Here is a 20,218-nt window from a genome sequence, read left to right on the forward strand (position 1 = left end):
CCGCGCCGGGGGCCTGGGGAAGCGTCGTCCACCCCGCCCTGCACGACGCAAAGCGTCGTGCACCCGCGAATTTCCATGAATTCCCGTCGCGAATTCACGAGAATTCCGGCAATTCCCAGCCGGGATCGATATCGAAATGGGCCGCGAGTCGAGCTATATTAGTCGTGTTCCCGGGAATTGCGGGAAAGAAATCCAAGCCAGCAGGGTCCGCCTGAATACGGATTACAGGTGGAGTATGCCCAAAAGGCTCAGGGCCGCGACAAGGAATGACTGCGATGACCAGTGCCACCCCGTTGCCTCCGACCCCCCACTCGGCCACTCCGAACCCTCCGGCAGGCCCTTCGATCTCCACAGCCACCGCGAACGGGAAGGCCCGCCCGGGCGAGTTGCGGGCCCGGATCGCGAAGGCCCTGACCGGAAGCCCGCCGGGCGCGGCATCCAGCGTCACGGAGCTGGTCAAGATGCTGGGGCATTCCGGCGGTGCGATCGGCAACGCCTGTGAAACCCTCGTACGCCGAGGCGAAGCCGAACGAGTCGGCACCAACCCCCGCACGTACCGGGCAACATCGGCCACCGCCGCAGCCGCCGCCCAGGCCACGGCCCCCAGACCACCGGCCCTGGCCCATACGTCACCGGCCTCGCCACCCGCCCCTCGGCGAACGAGCACAGCGCGTCCGCCCGGCGGGCGGCCTGGCCCGGTGACCCGCCCGAACGGGCAGAGCTATCACCCCCGGGCCCTGGCCAACCTCCCCGATGTCGAGGCGTTGCGGCGGCTGCGCGAGGCGAGTGTGCCGGTATTGCTCTACGGGCCGCCGGGGACGGGCAAGACCTCGCTGATCGAGGCCGCCTTCCCGGACCTGATCACCCTTGCCGGGGACGGTGACACCACAGTCGGTGACCTCATCGGGGAGTACACCCAGGACCAGCAGGGGGGCTATGAGTTCATCTACGGCCCGCTGGTGACGGCCATGCAGGAGGGACGGGCCCTGCTGCTGGACGACGCGACCCTGATCTCCCCGAAGGTGCTGGCAGCGTTGTATCCGGCAATGGACGGGCGGCGCCAAATCCAGGTCAAAGCACACAAAGGTGAGACGATCACCGCCGCCGAGGGCTTCTACGTCATCGCGGGCCACAACCCCGGGGTCCACGGAGCGGTCCTGACCGAGGCCCTCGCCAGCCGGTTCTCAGTACAGATCCAGGTGGGATCCGACTACGACCTGGCCAACGCATTGCAGATCAACAGGACGGCGGTGCGGATCGCCCGGAACCTCGCCACCTGCCAGCAGGCCGGAGAGGTCGGCTGGGCGCCACAGCTACGCGAGTTGATCGCCTTTCAGAAGATCGCCGATGTCCTGGGCACCGATGCGGCCTTCGCCAACCTGGTCGGCGTCGCCCCGCTCGAAGACCGCGACACGGTCGCCGAAATCGTCACCAAGGCCCTCGGCAGGCCGGTGACGGCCCTGGCCCTCGGCCGCCAGCTCTGACCCCCACGAACCCCCGGCACTCCCCGAGGAGGGACTGATCCGTCATGCCCGCGCAGACCACAGCCCACGTACAGCACCAGCCGCCCGCACTGTCCGAGGCCGACTGGGCCCAGGCCAGATGGGAGGACGACGGCGGCCCGCCGTTCGAACCCAGTCCCGCCGCCCATGCCGGGCACTGGATCCGGATCGCCGCAGCCCTGACCGATCGGCTGCCCGAACTCGCGGGCCGGAAAGACGTGATCGTCACCTGCCAGCACGGCACCCGTTCCGGCGCCCCAGGCGCCTTCTACCCCACCACAGCCGAGCTGGAGATCGACACCGGCCTCTTCGCCCCGATCCCACCGGCCACCATCAACCCCGCGCAACGTGGTGATGAGGAGCGCTACCCGGCCGCCTGGGGAGTCCTGGTGCATGAGGCCGCACACGCCGCGCACAGCGTCTGGACCACCCCGCCCGGCCTACGCGGAACCGCCCTGGACACAGCGGCGCAACTGCTGGAGGAGTCCCGCGCCGAACACGCCCACCTCAACCGCCGCCCCGCCGACCGCCCGTTCCTGCGGTCCGCCGCCCACACCCTCATCCTCGCCGACATCACCACACAGACCCCCAGCAACCGCTGGCAGGCCGCCCAAGCCGCAGGCCTGATCCTCGCCCGCAGGGACGCCGGAATCCTCGACCTGGACGAAACCGAACCCCTCGAGCAGGTTGTCACCAGCATCCTCGGCCCCGACCTGCTGGAGACCCTGACACGGATCTGGACCGCCGCCCACGCCACCGCCGACGACGACGCACCCGGCATGCTGCATCAGGCGCACGCATGGTGCCAAGCCCTCAGCACACCACCCACCGGCCCCGAGCCCACAGGCGGCGGACGGGCAGGCGAACTCGCCGCTGCCATTGGTCAGGTGACGGTGCGTGTGCGGGCGAACGAGGCCGCACAGGCCGCCGCGCAGGCGCGGGCCGCCGCTGCCCGTGCCGCCCGAGCCGAGGCGAAAGCCACCCAGGCCGCCCACGAACGGCAAGCGGCAAAGACGGCCGAACGAGTCTTCTCACCCGGCTCCCGCCCGTTCACACCGGCGGGCAAACCCAACAGGCACCGCGCCGTGTCCCCGGTGATCGGTACCCGGCTGCCGACCGCAGGGGAGAAGACGGCCGCAGGGCAGCTCGCCCGGGCCCTGCGAGCCGCCGCCTACCGCGAACGCACCACCACCATCGCCGCCTCGGCCGCCCCGCCCGGCCGCCTCAACATGCGCCAAGCCCTCGCCCGCGACGCGCAGAGGGCCGCCGGAGCCACCCCCACCGCCACACCCTGGACCAAGACCCTGCACCGCCCCAACCCCACGCCCCCGCTGCGGGTGGGGATCGCCGTAGATGTCTCCGGATCCATGAGCGCGGCAGCCAGCCCGATTTCCTCGGCTGCCTGGATCCTGGCCAAGGCCACCGCGCTGACCGACCCCGACTCACGCACCGCGACCGTGGCCTACGACCGGGCCCTGACCGCCATCACCGCACCCGGCCGTGCCCCTACCAGAGTTACCCGGTTCGAGGCCCATGGGCTGGGACACAGCCTCGCGGAGACCATCGACGCCCTCGCCGCCGGGCTCGCCCTCACCCAACCAGGAACGGGCCGTCTGCTGGTCATCGCCTCCGACGGCTACTACCACCCCGACGAAGCCACCCGCGCCACTCAACGCATCGCCACCGTCAAGAACGCCGGATGCGCGGTCCTGTGGCTCGCCTTCGCACCTGACCCCCGCCCCTTGCCCGGCACCACGCTCCTGGAACTCACCCACCCCGCCGACGCCATCACCGCGATCGCCAAAGCCGCCACCACCGCCCTCACCGCCACCCGCTAACCACTCAACACACGGAGCCCCGGCTCAACCGGGCCGGGAACCGTGCCCCACCGGACCCCCAACCCGCCGCTCACCCGCCCCGTACACCCGGGCACCACGCTCCACGACACTATGCGTCGCCCACCCCGAGATACCCCTCCGATACCGTCGCGAATTCGCGATAATTCCAGCAATTCACAGCCCTGATTTATATTGGCTCATTGCCCGTGTCGAGTTACATTAGTTGCATTCCCGGGCGACCGGGGTTACGGAATTCGCGCCAAACCTTCTCGATAATCCATTACGGGAGAAGTGTGTGCGCGAGGAGAAGTGATGGAGGGTGGACCCGAATTCGGTTTTACGTGCCATGCAGAAGAGGAGAGGTGAACCAAGTGCCGCCTGACCTGTGTAGTAGCCCATACGGGAGCCCCCGAGTGATCGCCGTCGGCTCTGGCCTGACGGCAAGGATGGCAACACGCCACCTCCGATTTCCCTATTCCGATCACAAGGAGCGACACGTCATGTCACCCCGCCATTACGTCAGAGCCTTCAAGGCATTCCCGCGCCCCCGCCACCGGTGCCCCACGCACAACACCTTCCCCTCGACGACCGGAACGGCTGAGCGCCGAATACCCCAACCCGCAACGACAACAACAGCTCCAGCCTCTCTCCGACATCCCGCCAGGAGTTCGCCATGCAAAACCAGAACCGCCCCCACGCACCGCGCTACCTGATCTCGCCCCGTTACCTCGCGGGCCCTGACCCCGCCGCCGTGACCACCCCCGACGACGTGCTCGCAGCAGCCGGATGGAACGCCACCCACGACAACGGCCACACCGACTACTGCGACCCCAGCGGCCAGCGCCACGCACGCCACCTCCACGACCGCGCCGAACCCCCCTGCAAGCCTCTGATGGCCTGGGAATTCACGGCCAGCCCCAGCCCCCGGGCACGTGTGGCCTGGACCGCGTGGTTCTCCCACGACACCCCACCCGAAATCACCGCCGCATTCGCCGCCACCCTGGCCGACAACACCCCCGGCCTCACCCCCGAAGACGGCCCCCGCCACCTCCTGCCACCCCAATCCCCGCACAAGGCCACCGAGGCACTGGCCACAGCCGGATGGATCCGCGACATCGGCCGCGAAGACGACTCCTGGTACGCCCCCAACGAACAGGCCGTCGTCGTCACCGCCACCACCCCGGACACCGGACAACGCGGAGCGAACTGGCTGTGCGCCGCCCGCCGCGCCACCGACGCCACGGTGCTATGGGTCGCCGTAGCCTCACCGGCCACCCCGACCCACCTGATCGCCGCCCTGTGCCGCGCCGTCGCCGACCCGGCCCCCGTTCCGCGCCACACCCTCCCCGGGCCCGGCATCGGCCCCCTGATCGTCACCCGATGCCCCTGAACACCGCCCTTCTCAAGAGCTGTTCCCCACACTCACCGGAGCCATCGGTGCCGACACCACCGCCGACCGCCAACCACCCCTGCCTCCCGGCGGCGCACTAAACCGCCACCACCAGTACCGGGCCGCAAGGAGAACACCGCCCATGACCTCCATCGCCGAACAGGCTCAGGCAGCTGCCACCTTCGTTCAGCAGTCCACGGCCGCCAGCACCTACGGACCGCACCGCGGCGCTCTCCACGCGCGCACCGCCGTACGCCTCGCCAGCACTCTCGGCCTCAGCTTCCAGCACATCACCACCACCCCGGACAGCACACGCCGCACCACACCCGGCGAGCCCCTCCTGGCCACCGCCACCTGCCCGACCAGCACCCGATACACCTTTCTCGCCCGCTACCCCCTCTACGAAGACGACGCCTTCGAACTCCTCGGCCCCTGCCCCGTATGTGCCGCACCCGTACCGGTGGCCACCGTCCGCCACCTCGCCGACCTGGGCACCCACCTGGTCACCGGACCAGCCCCACTCGGCAACGGCCCCGTCCCGCCTACCTACCCCGACACCTTCGCCACCGACGAGGCACACACCCCGACCTGCCGCTACGGCGCGGTATAAGCCCCTACCCCCGCTCGAAAGGGCACGCCCCCATGAACAACCCCATCAACAGCACATGGACCCACACCAGCCCACCCCCCACCTTCGCCGGTCCCGGCGAAACCACCCTGCGCACCGCCCTGGGCAACGACGGCTACGCAACGCTACGCCGCCACCGCCGCCTCACCGACACCGCACTCGGCCCTCTGGCCGAACTGCTCTGGACCACCGCGCAAGAAGCCAACCGCCTCCACGCCGAACTGCGCTTCTACGCCCAGAACACCTGCGACCACCTTCGCCACGTTCCAGCTCACACGAACCACACCGATGCCGCCCCGCTCGCATTCCTCCAACACACCAGCCGCGCCATCGATTTGAACTCCACCCGCTACGCGCAACAGATGAACCAGCTCAACGTGGTCATCGAGGCCTACAAACTCGCCCTCCTCACCGCGTAACCAGGGCATCTGCCCGAACCCACCGTCTCAGGCGGGACACCGCCGTACCCCGAGCCGCCACAGCGTACGAACGCCGCCGAGCGCACGGCGCCCTGGCGACTGCTGGGACGGTCAGCGCCAACCCGCAGCTCGCATCCCCCGCACCACCGCCATGTGCTGATGCGCGCACGCGCTGAACAGCACCGGACACCAATTGAAAGGAATCCGCCCCGTGACCACCTCCGACCTCCACGACCACCGCGTCCTGGTCCACAAAATCCTCACTCAAAGCCAACGCCTCCTCATGCGCGACGCGGTCAGCGCACAATCCGCACTCGCCAGCGTGCTGAACACCGCGACCGAACACGTCTGCAACAAGCACGCCACCCGCGTCTCACCCCACCACGCCGCATGGCTCGAAGCAGAAGCCGCCTCCCACCTCATCAACGCCGCCGGATGGCAGCTCGTCGGCCTGACCGACCCCACCCTCCCGCACTACCTGACCCGCCTCGACCAACGCCCTTACCAGGCTCGGCTACGTCTGCTGGACACCGCAGCCCACCGTGCCGACCCCGACCGCCCCACCGCACTGCCCACTGTCTCCCTGCCCCGCCAACGCACCGCCGCCTCCACGGCAAACCGCAGAGGGGTAAGCCCCTGCCCGTGCGCGTGCAACAGCGGCGGTTCCTGCGGCGGCTGCGGACACGCAGGATGCGGCAAGCGCCGATAAGCCAAGAGATACGAGTGTCTGCGCAGTGTCCCGCCCGGGCGGGACACTGCGCAGACACTCGTATCCGAAGAAACCGCACCCTCCCACGTCGAGATCGTTCAGCTGCCGCAACGACGGCTGGCCCGGCCGGGGCGGACCGGCGTCCTCCCGGCACGGTGTGGCAAGCAGCCTGATGAGAGCCCATGGGTTCAACCCGGTGAACGGCCTATCCAGGTTGGCTCCGGTGCTGTGATGGGACGATTCCGCGGCCAGCCGGTGGGGCGTGCCGGTGTCGGGCGGGTGGCTCGGTGGGTAAGTGTGCCGACAGGGTCCGTGGACACGCAGGGGGCGGGTTGATGGACAGCGGTGGGGAGTGATGAGGCTCTCTGAAAACGGCGCTGACCGCGATTCCGTGAACGATCTTGGTGCTGCAGCAGGCTGCCGCCGAATCGGTTTCACCTCACGACCGCGCTGCCGAAGTGGCACGTCATCCGGCTGACCGTCGGCCCGATGTTTCCCTCGTCACGGTGTGCGGCGCAGGCGGTTTGATGCCTTGCGTCCCGGAGCCGCGGCACGGGCGAGCGCCGGATTACCGATACGACCGTTGCCTTCGGCAGGATGGGCGCCATGACCGAGATCCGTACACCCCGCCTCCTCCTCCGTCGCTGGTATGAGGACGACCTCGCGCCGATGGCGGACATCAACGCGGACCCGCGGGTCATGCGCTGGATTGACGATGGCTCGGTGCGCGATCTGGACCACACGGCAGAGGCGATCGAGCGGTGGGAGGAGGAGTGGGACGAGGAGGGCTTCGGACTCTTCGTCGTCGAGCTGCTGGCCTCGGGTGAACTGGCAGGCTTCACGGGTCTGTCCGTGCCCGAGTTCCTGCCGGAGGTACTGCCCGGCGTGGCAATCAGCTGGCGGCTCGGATCACAGTTCTGGGGCCAGGGATACGCGTCCGAAGCCGCCCACGCCACGCTGGAGTTCGCGCTCCAGGACCGCGGCCTCGACCGCATCATCAGCATCAACCGGGTGGGTGACGACGCCTCCGAGAACGTCATCCGAAAGCTCGGCATGGTGCCCGAGCGAGAGACGGCGCACCCGGTTTATGCCTATCCGCTGCGCGTTCGAACCATCGATCTCACCGAGTTCCAGGCGTGAACCGGCCGCGCCATCGGTCATCACAAGACAGCCGGTCGCTGTCCATGTGTCCCCGCGTGATCGCCACGGAGCGGACACCCAGGCGAAGGATGTCACATTTCCGTCTCTGACCTGCGCTTTCACGGAACTGCGGCTAGAGCCGTTTTCAAAGAGTGCCATCAGGAGTTCCTTGACGGGGGCGGGTAGACCGGCGACCCGTGGGTGGGGTTGGATGCTGCCCGGCTTTCACATGCTGCGAAGGAGCAGGCCGACCGCCCGGTTCCGGGTATCCGGGACATGAGGTCCTACCTGGCTTTCCAGGCCGCTGACGCCTCCCATTGGGAGATGGCGGGCCCGTTCCTCGACGGGCAGGGAGCGAGCGAGGTCGTCGTGCCGCGGGGCGTGGTCCTGGCCTCCTGGGGAGTCCCGAGACGGGCGGGATGGCCTTCAGCGCCCCAAGAGCGTCCTGTCCCTGCTCGCCGGGCTGGCCTTCGACGATGAACTCCTCCGACTGGACGAGCCCGTGTGCTGGTCGCTGGCCCTGCGGCGGTTGGGTGACGCGTACGGCTCAGAGATCACCTGGCGGCACCGGCTGGACCCGACCAGCCAGTGGCAGCGCGGGAGTCGGCAGGCGGTCCGCCCGGAGCCGGCTGGGCCTACAACGACGTCTGGGTGAACCTGACTGCCCTCGCGCTCACCATGATGCTGCGCCGGCCTCTGCCCGAGGTACTGCGCGACCGGATCATGGACCCTTTTGGCGCCTCCCCGGGCTGGTCCTGGCAGGGCTATGCCCACGCCGCATCGAGCTCGGCAGCCGGCGCATCCCGGTGGTCCCCGGCGGCGCGCACTGGGGCGGCGATCTGTGGATCAGCACCCTGGGCCTGGCACGGATCGAGCAGCTGAAGCCCACCGGGTCGTTCTTCTCGTCGCCGAGGGGTTCGGTCAGCTCCGCGTCCAGGGCCTGCTCCAGCACAGCTCCGGGTGATCTCCGTCAGCAGCCCGCCTTCACCCAGCAGGGCCGTACCCGAAACGCGGCGCGGTCCGTTCGCCGCTCGACGACCCCGTCCACCAGCTCATCCTCGACTGGTTTGACAGCCGGGGTCCTGTTGTCGTTCATGTCCGTCCGTCCCGGCTGGTCAAGACCCAGAACCGGGCCCCGGCCAGCCTTACACACCACGGACTTACGCGATCTTTCAGACGCTCGGCCGGGTGCCACCCAGCTCGCTGGGTGGCACCCGGCCGTGGTCTGCTCCGTACCGGCCTACTTGTGGCCGCTGCTGGGTGTGGTGGTGAGTCGGTAAGTGCGTGGGCGTTCGGTGATCTGCTCGGTGGTGCCCTGCTTGGTCAGGGTGACCAGGGCGTTGGCGATGGCGCCGGAGCTCTTTTCGATGGCCCGGCTGATGCGGGTGGCTGTGAATGCCTCGTTGGGGTGGGCGGTCAGGTGCTCGATCACCATGTTCCGCAGGGCACCGGGGGCGAGGCGGGTCTTATGGCTGGTGGGGAGGTTGGTCGGCTGGATGACGTCGGGGGCCGCGGGCGGTGCGGCCTCCTCCGCCGGGGGCTCGGGTGCGGGTGCCGGGGGCGGTGTGTCGTTGTCTTCTGTCTCTGGTGCCGGTTCGTCCGGGGACTCGGTCTGGCCTTCGTGGGCTTGCTGCTCGTTTCCACTATCGTCAGCGGCGGCGTCCTCCGACGGGTCGTCGCTGGATGAGAGTGGCTCGGTGGTGTGGGTGGGGTGATCGGTCGGCGGTTCGTCAGGAGTTTTCGCTGGGGCGTTGGCCTCGTGGTCGGGCGCGAGGGTCGGGTACCAGTGGCTGGTGGGGCGGCCGGTGCCCACGGGGGCGGCGCTTTCGCGGCGGGCGAGGCCGGTCTGTTCGAAGTGGCGGAGGGCCTTGGCCGTGGTGGATCGGCCGACATCGGCGGCTTGGGCGAGAGCGGTGCTGGTGACGCCAGGCCGGTTGTTCAGCGCGGCCCATACGGCGGCGTGGGCGCCGGACAGCTGAGGCTGGACGGGTTCGCTGGGGTCGAGTGTGGTGTTGTCGGTGTTGGTGGTGGGCATGGTGGGGTCTCCCGTGTGCGTGGTGGGTGGTTGTGGAGAGAGCCCCGGCCGGGGTGCTCGCGGCGCGTGGCCTACGCGGTGGTCCGCGGCGACGACAATGAACGCTCTGCGGTGGCCGACTAGTCAAGCCGCTCCCGTCACCCTCGCGGGTGCTTCTTGGAGCGGCTCGCCGGGTGCGGTTTGGGGTGCGGGGTGAGGTGCGGGTGCTCCCGGGGTGCGCTCGGTGTCGAGTCGGGTGCGGAGTTCTCGGGCGCGGTGTTGGCCCAGGTGCAGGTGGCGGCGGAGCTGGCGGATGCTCATCGGCTGACCGGTGTGTTCGCGGGTGGCGAGATCCAGTGCGAGAGCCCGGACGTACAGATCGGCGTCTGCGCGGCTTGGCGTATCGGGCTGGTCCACGGGCCCACCGGGCGTCGGATCGGGGCCGTCGGTGCCCATAACGGCCGTTGTCGGGCCATCGCCCTCCCTGTCGCTGCGCTCGGATGGTGGTGGAGTGGGGGGTGGGGGTGCTCCCGGGGTATTCCCGGGCTGCTCCTCGCAAGGGTCGTCGTGGGGTGCGGTGATGGGGTGCGGATGAGCCTGGGAGGTGCAGCGGCGGTAGGCGGCGACGGTTTCGGTCAGGCCGATGAGGAGCAGGGGCGGTACCGCGTGGAGGAGCACCCCGGCGGGGTCCGCGTGGCGGGGCCAGCCGATGTGGTCGTCGGGCCAGAGGGAGGTCCAGGTGTTCATCACGGTGGCGGCAAGTCCTGCGGACCAGCGCAGGGCGGTGGACCAGTGTGGTGGGGGGATGCCCCAGGCGGCGAGGCGTGCGTCGGCGTAGAGGACGCTGGTGAGGGTGAGGGCGACCATCGGGTCGAGGAGGACGGCGATCGGCCAGGGGATGTGGTGGTCGACGGCGAAGAGGGTGACGTTGACGGCGGTGAAGATGAGGGCGAGGGCGGCGACGCCGGCCAGGATGCGGACGAGCGTGCGCAGCAAGGTGTCGATGTCGTCGGGGGTGGGCTGTGTGCTCACTGCGTACCGCGCGGGCTCGGGCGGGTTGCTCCCTGGTACCTGGGGCCGGCCAGGTGGACGCGGGTTTCTCTGACCACGGCGCCGGGGCGGGGTGCGTCGATCATGCGGTGGTGGCCGCTGTAGATGCCGACGTGGGTGATGTCGCGGGTGCTGGTGCCGAAGTACAGCAGGTCGCCTGGCAGGAGAGGTGTTCTGGCGGGGAGGCGGGGGCCGGCATCGTACTGGGCCTGTGCCACGCGCGGGAGGGTTACCTGGATGGTGGCGTAGGCGGCTTTGGTGAGGCCGGAGCAGTCGAAGCCGCCGTCGGCGGGGCCGTCGCCGCCCCAGACGTAGGGAGTGCCGAGCTGGCGGCGGGCAAAGGCCACCACCTTCAGGGCGGTTGCGGACTTTGTGGAGGTGGCGGGGTCGGCTGCGGCGTAGCGTCGTGCGATCCGCAGCACATCTGCGACGTAGGCGGGGGAGTGGTTGTAGGCGTAGATCGCCTTACGGATGTTCTTGTTGTGTCGGGCACCGTGTGCGCACAGCATGCGGGCCGCGGCGAACACCGCGTCGACCGGATCCCACGGTGTCGGAGGGGTGCGTCCACCAGCCGGTACTGGTTCCGCGTACGACGTGAAGGTGGACGGCAGGAATTGCATGGGCCCCACGGCTCCTGCGGAGGATCGCATGGTGGGGTGGCGTCCATGGTCGGTCTCAGCTTTACCGATCGCGGCGAGGATCGTCCAGGACAGGCCTGGGCACTCGGGGGCGGCCCGTTGGTAGAGCGCCAGCATGCTCGCGGGGATGTCCTGCAGCGCGTTCCTGCCGGGGGCGGTCGTGGTGCCGTTGGAGCCGGGGATGAGGGAGTTGAGGAGTGCGGCGACCACGATGGCTCCGAGCAGGGGAAGGGCGATGGTGACGCAGCCGATTCCGGTGGCGGTCTTGGCGAGCAGACTCATCAGAGGCCCGGCGCCGTGGGCGGGCGGGGCGGGATGGGGAGAGTGAGGGCGGTGTCGGCGTCGGTGGGGTCGATGTTGGCCGGGACGAGGTCGGGCCAGTGGATGGTGAGGCCGGTGAGGGTGGTGCGTCGCGCTGGTGGTTCGAGGGGTGCCCACCAGGGGCCCCAGGGGGTGTGGGTGGTGAAGTCCGCGGAGGAGGTCGCGACGTACAGTCCCAGGTCGCGGGCGGGTTGGGCGAGGCGGTGGCGGAGGGCTCGGTCGCGGGAGGCGGTGCGGGTGTGGATGAGGAGGGCGGGGCGGGTGTTGGTGGAGGTGGTGAAGGCGGCGTAGCCGACGAGTTTGGCTTCGACGCGGGGCAGGGGCTGGGAGCCGGTGTCGTATTCGAGGAAGAACGGCAGCAGACCTGGGCTCTCGGTGCCGGTGCCGGTGCCGGTGCCGGTGCCGGTGGGGTTGTGCCAGTGGGCGTAGGCGTCGGGGCGGATCATGTCGTCCCAGCGTCTTGCGCAGGACCGTTCCGACAGCCACACGGTCAGGCGGCCGTGGGTGGCGGATGAGGTGGGGGCGGCGAGGTGGGTGAGGAGTTCGTTGACGCCAATGTCGTGGCCCAGGGACGGGGAGTAGGCGATGCGGCCGGTGGTGGTGGGGCGCCAGCCGAGGGCCGCGGGTTCGCATCCGGCGTGAGCGGCGATCACGCTGACGCCGGTGGGACCGAGGGTGTAGTGCTCGGGTGCGGAGCCGTTCTGGGTCAGGGGACGGAAGGAGTCCAGGACGGCGTGCTGGTGGAGGACGCGCAGGCGGCGCTGGGCGGAGCGTTGGCTGTTGAAGGCGATGCGGGCGATCTGTGGGGTGGTCAGGACGCGGTGTTCGTGGACCATGGCGGTGATCCACAGGTCGCGGGCGGTGAGAGCGCGGGTGAGGGCGGCGGCGTCCGTACGGTGCCGTGCTGGTGTTGGCCGGAGCCGGGTGAGTGCGGCGCGCGCGGTGTAACGCGAGCCGGGCCCGGAGGCGGGGCGGGGCAGAGCGGGCATGGCGGTTCACCACCAGGGCATCGATCGGAAAGGTCGGATAAGCGACAAATGGCGTGCGGCGATCGGGCGGTCAGGGGCGGGTGGCCCGGGTGTATGCGCGGGCCGCTGCGGCCGTACGGAGGTCGGCTGCGCGACCGGGGACGCATGGTGGCAGGGGGCGGGTGGTAAGGGTGAAGGCGGCTGATTCGGCACCGCCTGTCAGCAGGTGGGCGGCGGCTTGGTAGGGGCCGAGGTGGGCGAGGTCGTGGGCGGTGAGGGTGGGGAGGGTGTGGCGTTCCAGGGCGGTGGCGTCTTCGGGGGAGGTGTTGAAGAAGATCTTGTTGCGGGCGTTGGCGGAGATGCCTTCGCGCAGGTCGCGTGGGAGCTGGGCGAGGTGCTGGTGGGCGAGTGTCATGGACAGGCGGTAGCCGCGGGCTTCGGCGAGCATGTCCTCCAGCGGGTAGGGCAGGGTGAGGAAGTTGTGGGCCTCGTCGATGTAGAGGCCGGCGTCGATGCGCTGGTGTTCGGGGGTGCGGGCGCGGGCTGAGGCGGCCTGCCAGGTGCCGGCGACGATGAACGAGCCGAGCAGCCGGGCGGTCTCTTCGCCGAGGGCTCCCTTGGGCAGGCGGGCCAGGAGGATTCCGCCGTCGAGGACCTGGGCGAGGTCGAAGGTGGAGGGGCCGGCGGAGATGGTGCGGCGGGCGAAGTCGCGCAGCAGGAAGGCGCGCAGCTTGTTCATCACCGGGCCGACCACGGCCGCGCGGGAGGGTTCGGACATTGATTCGTACCAGGCCCAGAAGCCGCGGAGGACGGGGTCTTTGATGGTGGGGATCAGACGGAGACGGTAGGCGGGCTCGCCCAGGAGGCGGGGCACGTCGGCGAGGGTGACCAGCTGGCCGCTGTGGGTGCGGTGTTTGAGGAGGGTGAGGCAGGCGGCGCGCATGACGTCGTCGGTTCTCGGTCCCCAGAAGGCGGTGAAGATGCGGCGGAAGATGCCGGTGATGTTGTCGACGACCACGTCGATGTCCGCCCCGTCGAGGACGTTCAGGCAGGGCGGGGCATGGGAGTCGTCGGGGTCGATGAGGACGAGGCGGTCAGCGCAGGTGTCGGGCAGGCGGTGCAGGAGGTCGGTGACGAGATCGCCCTTGGGATCGATGACGATCGCGCCCCGGTGGTGGCGGACGTCGTCGAGGACAAGGTGGGCGACGAGGGTGGATTTACCGGAACCGGTGGCGCCCATGAGATGGACGTGGTGGCGGGCGTCCGGGACTGCGAGACCGATCGGGCGGCGGGCGCCGGTGTCGGAGTGGCCGAGGGGCTTGACCCCGGCGCCGGGGGCCGGCTCGGGGACCGTGGGTGGTGGGAGGACCGAGCGGGCTCCCGCACGCCGTACTCCGGGGGCGTCCGCATCGACGGGCAGATGGGCCAGGGCCGCCAGTTCCGAGACTGACAGCAGCGCCGCGCGCTGGGGGAAGACCCGGCCCGCCAGCCATCGCTCGGGGCGGGCGAGCCGGGTGCGGGCGAGCCAGTTGTGCTCCGCGTACAGGCCGAACGCGGAGGCGAGTGCGTGCGCACGTCCCCGCACCACATCCCGGGCGCGCTTTTCCTCAGGCGTGCAGGTGGCGGCGTAGGTGATGGCCGTGTGCCATTGGGGGCCGGTGAGTTTGGCGGCGGACTGGCGGACCGCGGCACCGTGCTCGACGTCCTGCCGCTGGGCCAGTACCGGTTGTGGCCGGTGCTGCAGGAGCGCGCCGAGAGCGGGCAGCCGAGGGGCCGAGCTTCCGGCCTTCAACCGTCGCGCGGCCCGTCGGGCCCGCCGCACAGCGGCGCCGGTTGCCGGGCGGACGAGGATCTGCACGAGCGCGGTCTCGCCCTCGCTCATGGCGGTGGCTGCCTGCAGCAGGGCCCGGAGCGGGTCGGCCGCGTGCTCGGTGCGCAGCGGCAGCACCTCCGGCCGGGCCGGGCGCAGCCGCCCTGCGGTCACCACGTGGCCAGGCGGAATGAGTACAGGTGGTTCCTGGACGCGGGTGTGGGCCCCGGGCCAGGCCGCTTCCACCGCCCGGCGTACCAATCCCAGTGGCACTGTCCCCGGCACCCACAAGCGGATCGCCAGTCCCGCCGGCGACCAGGCGTACTCGAACCCCAGATGTGGTTGGCCATCGGTGAGGCGTCGCCACCACGGCCGGAGCAGACCGGCGAGCTGCGCCCACAGCACGTCGCCTCCCTTGGCGGGTACCTGGGGCGGGGCAAGGATTTCGACGCAGCGTGCGTCGTCGGCGAAGCGCTGCTGGCGTCTTCGTCGCATCCGGCCGCAGGCGGTGGTGACGCACACGGCGACTGCTGTCGCGACCGGCACGAGCACGGGCGTGTACGGGACGGCCCAGCCGAGAACCGTTCGGGCGGCAGTAGCCCAGAAGGCAGCGGGGTCGGTGAGGAAGTCCACCACCGGGCCATGGGGTACTGCCCCGGCGACGAGTGTGGTGACGGTCACTGGTTCCACGTCTCGTCGCCGAGATCGTGGGTGGCGGTGGCGTCGGGATCGGTGTCCTCGGTCCACTGCTGGGCGGCGAGTTCTCCGGGGTCGGTGGTGATGATCTCGTGCTCACCCGGCGCGGCCACGGAAATCACAGCGACCTTGCGGCGTTCCCCGGCCAGCAGCAACGCCTCGCCCCTCCCGGCGGATAGCAGGAACTCCCGCTCGCCATGAGAGAGCCGGAATGACTCGCTGATGCGGTCGATCGCCTGTGGGGCCTGCCGGAGCAGAATCTGGGTCGCCGCGTTCGCCACCACCGCCCTTCCCAGTGGCGAGGCGAGGACGTCATCTGCGTCCTGAGTGATGACGGCCAGCCCCGTCCAGTTCTTGCGAGCGGCCTTGGACATCCGGAACAGGAAGCGTGCCCCGGTCTCGTCGCCCATCAGCCGCCATGCCTCGTCCACGATCACCAGATGTTTACCGCTCCTGCCCTGGTCGGTGACCTGGCGCCAGATGGCATCCAGGGCGAGCAGCATCGCCGGAGTCTTGATCTCCTCCGGCAGCTGCCGGAGCGCGAAGACCACCAGATGCCCGGAGGTGCTCGCTGTGCTGTGGCCGTTGAAGACACAGGAATGTGAACCGGTGACATACGGGGCGAGCCGCTCCACCAGCCCGGCGGCCGCCTCGCTCCCGTCTTCGTCAAGAACCTCCGCGAGGTCGGCAAGTACCGGCGGGGTCCGGCTCCAGGTCCGCGCATCCGCCGTGATCCCCGCCCGGGCGTAGGTGCGTAGGAGCGCCCGGTCGAGCGCGGCTTCCTCCGCGCCCTTCACCTCGGTGCCGAAGAGCACTGCCAGGAAACGGTGCAGGAACAGCACGCGTCGCGTCAGTACGTCGTCTCCGTCGTCGGCCTTGTCGTGGCGGGGGAGGTCGAAGGGGTTCAGGTGTACGCCGTCGGCGCCGAGCGCGACGACGCTGCCGCCGACGGTCTCTGCCAGGCGTACGTATTCGTTTTCCGGGTCGATGACCGAGGCGGTGACCCCGGTGAACAGCAGCCGCAACAGCTCCAGCTTGGCCAGGTAGGACTTTCCCGCCCCGGAGCGGGCGAGGGTGACCGAGTTGTAGTTGTCGCACCCGAAGCGGTCCCACAACACCGGCGCGCCGGAGACGGCGTTCAGCCCGTACAGCACCTGCGACCCCACTCCGGCCGCGCCCGCAGGGGCGGGCAGCTCGGGGCTGGCGAAAGGGAAACAGGCGGCGAGCGCCGCGGTGTCAAAGGTGCGCCGGATCTTCAGCGTGTCGATGCCCAGTGGGAGCGTGGCCAGCCAGCCGGGCAGTGCCCGGTACGTCGTTGGTGCGACCGTCATCAGCAGTGACTCCGCGACCGCCCTGACGGCGGCGACCTGCTCGAGCAGGGTCTCCTCGTCCGCGGCGTGGATGGTCATGTACAGGCCGACGTGGAAGAGTTTTCCCTCACCACGGGCGATCCGGTAGGCGAGGTCGGCCGCGTCCGCGGCGGCGGCTTCGACCTCCGGGTTGTCCAGGTGCCCTTTGTCGAATGCGCCCCGGCGGCCGGATTCCAGCCGGGCACGCTGCTTCTTCAGCCCGGCCGCCGCGACCGGGTTCGGGACCGGTTCGATGTGGAGTGCGATGTCCAGGTGCCCAGGGAAGGCGAGCAGGGGTGCCAGCCAGCCGGGGCTGACCTCGGCCGGGTAGCCGGTCACGACCAGCGAGCAGGCCACATGGCCCCCGATCGCGAGGGTGCGGGCATGCACCTCAAGAGCCTCCGGGCCCGCAAGGTGCAGCAGTTCCCCGGCCCGGACGACCTCGTGGTCCGCCCGGCGCCAGTTTCGGGAACGAAGGATCATGCCTCGTCTCCTTGCACTTCCGTAGCGAGCGGCGGGATGGGTGGATCGGGATTGCAGGCGGCGGCAATCAGTGCCGTGGTCTGCCCATGGTCGAGTGGGGTGACGCTGATGCCGGCGGGAGCGAGCCCGCGAGCCGCTTCCTGGAGGCGCTGGACGGCCCGCCCGCTACAGGCCGAAGGCCGGGCCCACCGCGGCGATGTTGCTTCCCGTGCGACAAGGACGATCTGGCGGGTCAGCAGGTCTCCTGTCCCGGCGAGGTGGGCAAGGTAGTCGGCGTGCGCGCGGGCCGCCTGCTCGAGCGCCGGGTGCGGCAGGGCCGGGGCACAGTGGTGGAGCTGGTCGACCAGAGGCGTGAGGTCGGTGCGGTGGCAGCGGAGCAGGAGTTGGGTCGGGCCGGTCAGCGAGTTGAGCCAGCGCCCGTACGCCGCGACCAGGCCCTGCTGCTCAGCACCGCTGTGCAGGTCGAAGTTGACCGGCGAGCAGACCCCCAGCGCCGCCTGCCCCTGCCCGGCCAGATCCACCGTCCCCGCCGGGCCGACACCACGACACGGCATCCGCACCGGCACCGGCATCGGTCCGGATGCCGTGCCCAACGTCTTGTTCACGATCTCGGGCAGCGCGGGCACGCCTTCCGGAGCGTGCACTTGCCGTTTGGGGGCACGGGCGTGGGCGAGGGCGGCGAGGAGGAAACGGTCCAGGCCGATGCCCTCCCGGGCGCCCACCGCGATCGCGGTGACGGCTCCGGCCACGGGCAGCACCATGACCAGATACGCCAGCGGCGGCATGAACGGCCGCGCGAGCCAGTACCCGCCGTACAGCACCAGCACGCACCCGGCCAGGATCGCGGTCTGCCGCGCGGTGAGCGGACCCAGGACGCGGTCAGGGCGCGCGATATCCGCGGGAATCCGGGTCACGGCAACGCCGTCGTCGTTCACATCTGTCATGAACACTCACCTCCGGGGCGGTTCGAGAGGCAGCCGCAACTGCACGGGACGCACCGGCCGGGAACGCACCCGCTCCGCCGGAATCCGCAGCACCATCTGCCGCGAGGCCATCCGCGGAACGGCCGGGCCGACGGGCGGTCGCGTGGAAGGCCGGGAGGCCGAGCCGCTGTCCGCGGTGTGCGGTCGCGGAATGCGCTCGGCCCGGATCGGCAGCCAGGTCTGGACCGGCCGCGGCGTACGGATGGGGACGCGCTGCGCGGCCACGGGCAGCGTCAGCTGCCACCGGCGGCGCGCCTGTGCGGGATGGACCACGGTGAGCGGACCCTTCTGCCGAGACGTATCAGATGAGGCCAGCCGCGAGCCGGCACTCAGGCGGCCCGCCGGTCCCCTTGGGAGCGTGAGCGCTGCTGCCGAGCCGGTCACCGGGCCTCCGGCCCGGGCCGCCCATGAACCTGCGGGGCCCGAAGAACCACCCTGTCCAGGAGAGCCAGTGCCCGCTCCAGGTCCCGTACCTGATGTCCCGCTCCTCGGACCGGCCGAGCCACGACCGAGCCGGACGCGACCCGGTCGCGAACCAGGGGTGAGCCCTGGCCCTGGCCGTGGCGCGGGGCCACCGCCGCGACCAGTGGGCCCGCCGCCAGTTGGTCCGCCGCCTCTACCGGGGCCGCGACGCAGTAGGGATGTGCCGGGGAGATAGCGGTCCATGAGCCGGTACAGGGCCAGGGTCCGCAGGAGGCGCACCGCAGTGGGCGCGTGGGGGTTGTGGATCGGGGTGGCCCGGAAGACGACCTGCATCGTCCAGCCGGGGATTTTGAACAGCACCCAGAACAGGGCGAGCCCGGCCAGCATCGTGCCCAGCTGGTCGGAGTACGGAATCCCCAGCGCGGTGGCGCCGGGGGCGAAGAACAGTTTGAGGGCGACGATGAAGGTCATAGATTGCGCGACCTGGATGACCAGGCATCCGGCCAGGCCACGCCACCACAGCCGGGCCACCGGGTCGGTGAGCGGGTGGGCGTGGCAGGCCAGCGCCAGGGGGCCGGAGATGGCGAGCAGGGCCATGACCGTGACCCGCACCACGAAGCCGATCAGCACAGCCAGGACCAGCACGAGCAGCACGATCGCAAGGATCAGCAGATAGATCTTCAGCCCGGTGGTGCCGAACAGAGCGAAAGGAAGGACGCGTTCGACCAGCCCCTGCCCGGCATCCGCCATACCCAGGCCCATGATCGCGTGGGAGAGGGCGTTGCCCAGCGTGATGGCCTTGCCCATCACGGTCAGAGACATCGCCGAGGCGATCACCCCGGTCAGCAGGCGCGGAGCGATCTGCTTGAGCGCGTACCGGGTCTGGACAGTCTCGTAGCCCATCACCGTGATCCCGCCCGCGACCACGAACAGCACGTAGATCCCAGCCGTGATCTCCAGCGCCCCGGCCCACAACCGCTTCAAGTCCGCGTGCCGGGTGACATCGGGTGTGGCAAGCAGAGTGTCAGCGAGCAGTTCCCGCACCGGCTTCATGATCTGCTCGACGATCGTCCCCAGAAAAGAAGTGACCGCGTTCACGATCATGCCGGGGATGTCGAAGAGCCCGTCCAGACCCCAGCCGACGGGAGAACAATCACCGCCGGTGACCTTGCAGGCAGGCGGCGTCAGCCCAGGAGCGGGCTCCAACTTCGGATGCCGCGAAGGCTTGTGCGACGGGCGGCCGGGCACGGGACTCGGCCCCGGCGTGGCCCGAGGCCGAGCAGGAGCCGCCCCAGATGCGGAGGCACCAGCAGCGGGCCCCGGCTCGGGCCGCGGCTCTGGATCGGCCGGCACACCAGGCACTCGAGCAGTCGCTTCCGGCAGGGATACCGCATGGGCAACCGGCACGGTAGGCGGCCCGGCACCGATGACGAGCCCGATGGACGTCAGCAACAGGATGAGGAGGAGGCGGGTGCGGGTCATTGCCCGCCGCCATCCACGCCCACAATCTGCTGCAAGACTCCCACCACGACGGGGGCGAGCATCGCCAGCCCGTACCCGACCGCTGCGGCCCTCAGAGCCCGTTTGGAGGCTTCGACCTCCCCCGGGTCACCACCGGCCATGAGATAGCGCAGGCCGCCGAAGGTGAGGAAGAGCGTGGCCAGCCCGGTCAGCAGTCCCACGATCCAGTCCCGCAAATTCGAGATCACCTGCGGGATAGTGGCCACGGCCCACACCACTGGCGGGTCCGCCAACAGCACCACGGCCGTCACCGCCACGGTGAACACCACCAGGACCCCACGGCGCACGACGTGACGTACGCCGGGCGGCCGACGGAAGCGGCTGAACATGGCAGGA

General features: G+C 70.1%; 16 protein-coding genes. 7 read left to right on the plus strand and 9 right to left on the minus strand.

From position 1 onward, the window contains the following. Positions 1-461: 461 nt before the first annotated feature. From ACH4TL_RS23905 to ACH4TL_RS23935, 7 genes are all read left to right on the plus strand, one after another. The gene (locus ACH4TL_RS23905) at positions 462-1,484 is read left to right on the plus strand and encodes an AAA family ATPase (protein WP_398317771.1); all 1,023 of its coding nucleotides are present in this window, start codon (positions 462-464) and stop codon (positions 1,482-1,484) included. A 44-nt stretch (positions 1,485-1,528) separates the two neighbouring features. After that, positions 1,529-3,340, plus strand: coding sequence for a VWA domain-containing protein (locus tag ACH4TL_RS23910; RefSeq protein ID WP_398317553.1), 1,812 nt, complete (start codon positions 1,529-1,531; stop codon positions 3,338-3,340). 673 nt (positions 3,341-4,013) lie between these two features. Beyond that, positions 4,014-4,730 (plus strand): DUF317 domain-containing protein, encoded by a 717-nt coding sequence (locus tag ACH4TL_RS23915; RefSeq protein WP_398317556.1) that lies wholly within the window; start codon positions 4,014-4,016, stop codon positions 4,728-4,730. Positions 4,731-4,872: 142 nt separating this feature from the next. Continuing rightward, on the plus strand, positions 4,873-5,340 hold the full coding sequence (locus ACH4TL_RS23920; RefSeq protein WP_398317559.1) for a hypothetical protein: 468 nt from the start codon (positions 4,873-4,875) through the stop codon (positions 5,338-5,340). 32 nt (positions 5,341-5,372) lie between these two features. After that, positions 5,373-5,777, plus strand: coding sequence for a hypothetical protein (locus tag ACH4TL_RS23925; protein WP_398317562.1), 405 nt, complete (start codon positions 5,373-5,375; stop codon positions 5,775-5,777). A gap of 211 nt (positions 5,778-5,988) precedes the next feature. After that, positions 5,989-6,486, plus strand: coding sequence for a hypothetical protein (locus ACH4TL_RS23930; protein ID WP_398317565.1), 498 nt, complete (start codon positions 5,989-5,991; stop codon positions 6,484-6,486). A gap of 606 nt (positions 6,487-7,092) precedes the next feature. Then, positions 7,093-7,626, plus strand: a complete 534-nt coding sequence (locus ACH4TL_RS23935) for a GNAT family N-acetyltransferase (RefSeq protein WP_398317568.1) — start codon at positions 7,093-7,095, stop codon at positions 7,624-7,626. A 1,240-nt stretch (positions 7,627-8,866) separates the two neighbouring features. Here the strand turns inward: ACH4TL_RS23935 and ACH4TL_RS23940 are convergent. From ACH4TL_RS23940 to ACH4TL_RS23980, 9 genes are all read right to left on the minus strand, one after another. After that, a complete protein-coding gene (locus ACH4TL_RS23940) occupies positions 8,867-9,661 on the minus strand; it encodes a hypothetical protein (protein WP_398317571.1) in 795 nt (264 codons plus the stop codon). Positions 9,662-9,784: 123 nt separating this feature from the next. After that, positions 9,785-10,672, minus strand: coding sequence for a hypothetical protein (locus tag ACH4TL_RS23945; RefSeq protein ID WP_398317574.1), 888 nt, complete (start codon positions 10,670-10,672; stop codon positions 9,785-9,787). Further along, positions 10,669-11,610, minus strand: a complete 942-nt coding sequence (locus tag ACH4TL_RS23950; RefSeq protein WP_398317577.1) for an NlpC/P60 family protein — start codon at positions 11,608-11,610, stop codon at positions 10,669-10,671. Before ACH4TL_RS23950 ends, ACH4TL_RS23945 begins: the two co-directional genes overlap by 4 nt. After that, the gene (locus tag ACH4TL_RS23955) at positions 11,610-12,638 is read right to left on the minus strand and encodes a replication-relaxation family protein (RefSeq protein ID WP_398317580.1); all 1,029 of its coding nucleotides are present in this window, start codon (positions 12,636-12,638) and stop codon (positions 11,610-11,612) included. The genes ACH4TL_RS23950 and ACH4TL_RS23955 overlap by 1 nt, the downstream gene beginning before the upstream one ends. A 70-nt stretch (positions 12,639-12,708) precedes the next feature. Further along, complete coding sequence (locus ACH4TL_RS23960) at positions 12,709-15,117, minus strand: type IV secretory system conjugative DNA transfer family protein (protein WP_398317583.1); 2,409 nt, start codon at positions 15,115-15,117, stop codon at positions 12,709-12,711. Further along, positions 15,105-16,955 carry a VirB4 family type IV secretion system protein gene (locus tag ACH4TL_RS23965; RefSeq protein WP_398317586.1) on the minus strand — a complete coding sequence of 617 codons (1,851 nt, stop codon included), beginning with the start codon at positions 16,953-16,955 and terminating at the stop codon, positions 15,105-15,107. Before ACH4TL_RS23965 ends, ACH4TL_RS23960 begins: the two co-directional genes overlap by 13 nt. Then, positions 16,952-17,899, minus strand: a complete 948-nt coding sequence (locus ACH4TL_RS23970; protein ID WP_398317589.1) for a PrgI family mobile element protein — start codon at positions 17,897-17,899, stop codon at positions 16,952-16,954. Before ACH4TL_RS23970 ends, ACH4TL_RS23965 begins: the two co-directional genes overlap by 4 nt. Positions 17,900-17,905: 6 nt before the next feature. Next, positions 17,906-19,567 (minus strand): hypothetical protein, encoded by a 1,662-nt coding sequence (locus ACH4TL_RS23975; protein WP_398317592.1) that lies wholly within the window; start codon positions 19,565-19,567, stop codon positions 17,906-17,908. Positions 19,568-19,839: 272 nt separating this feature from the next. Continuing rightward, positions 19,840-20,211 (minus strand): pilin, encoded by a 372-nt coding sequence (locus ACH4TL_RS23980; protein ID WP_398317595.1) that lies wholly within the window; start codon positions 20,209-20,211, stop codon positions 19,840-19,842. Positions 20,212-20,218 lie beyond the last annotated feature (7 nt).

The sequence above is a fragment of the Streptomyces sp. NPDC021115 genome, assembly GCF_044333065.1.
In the GTDB taxonomy this organism is placed as follows: Bacteria; Actinomycetota; Actinomycetes; order Streptomycetales; family Streptomycetaceae; genus Streptomyces.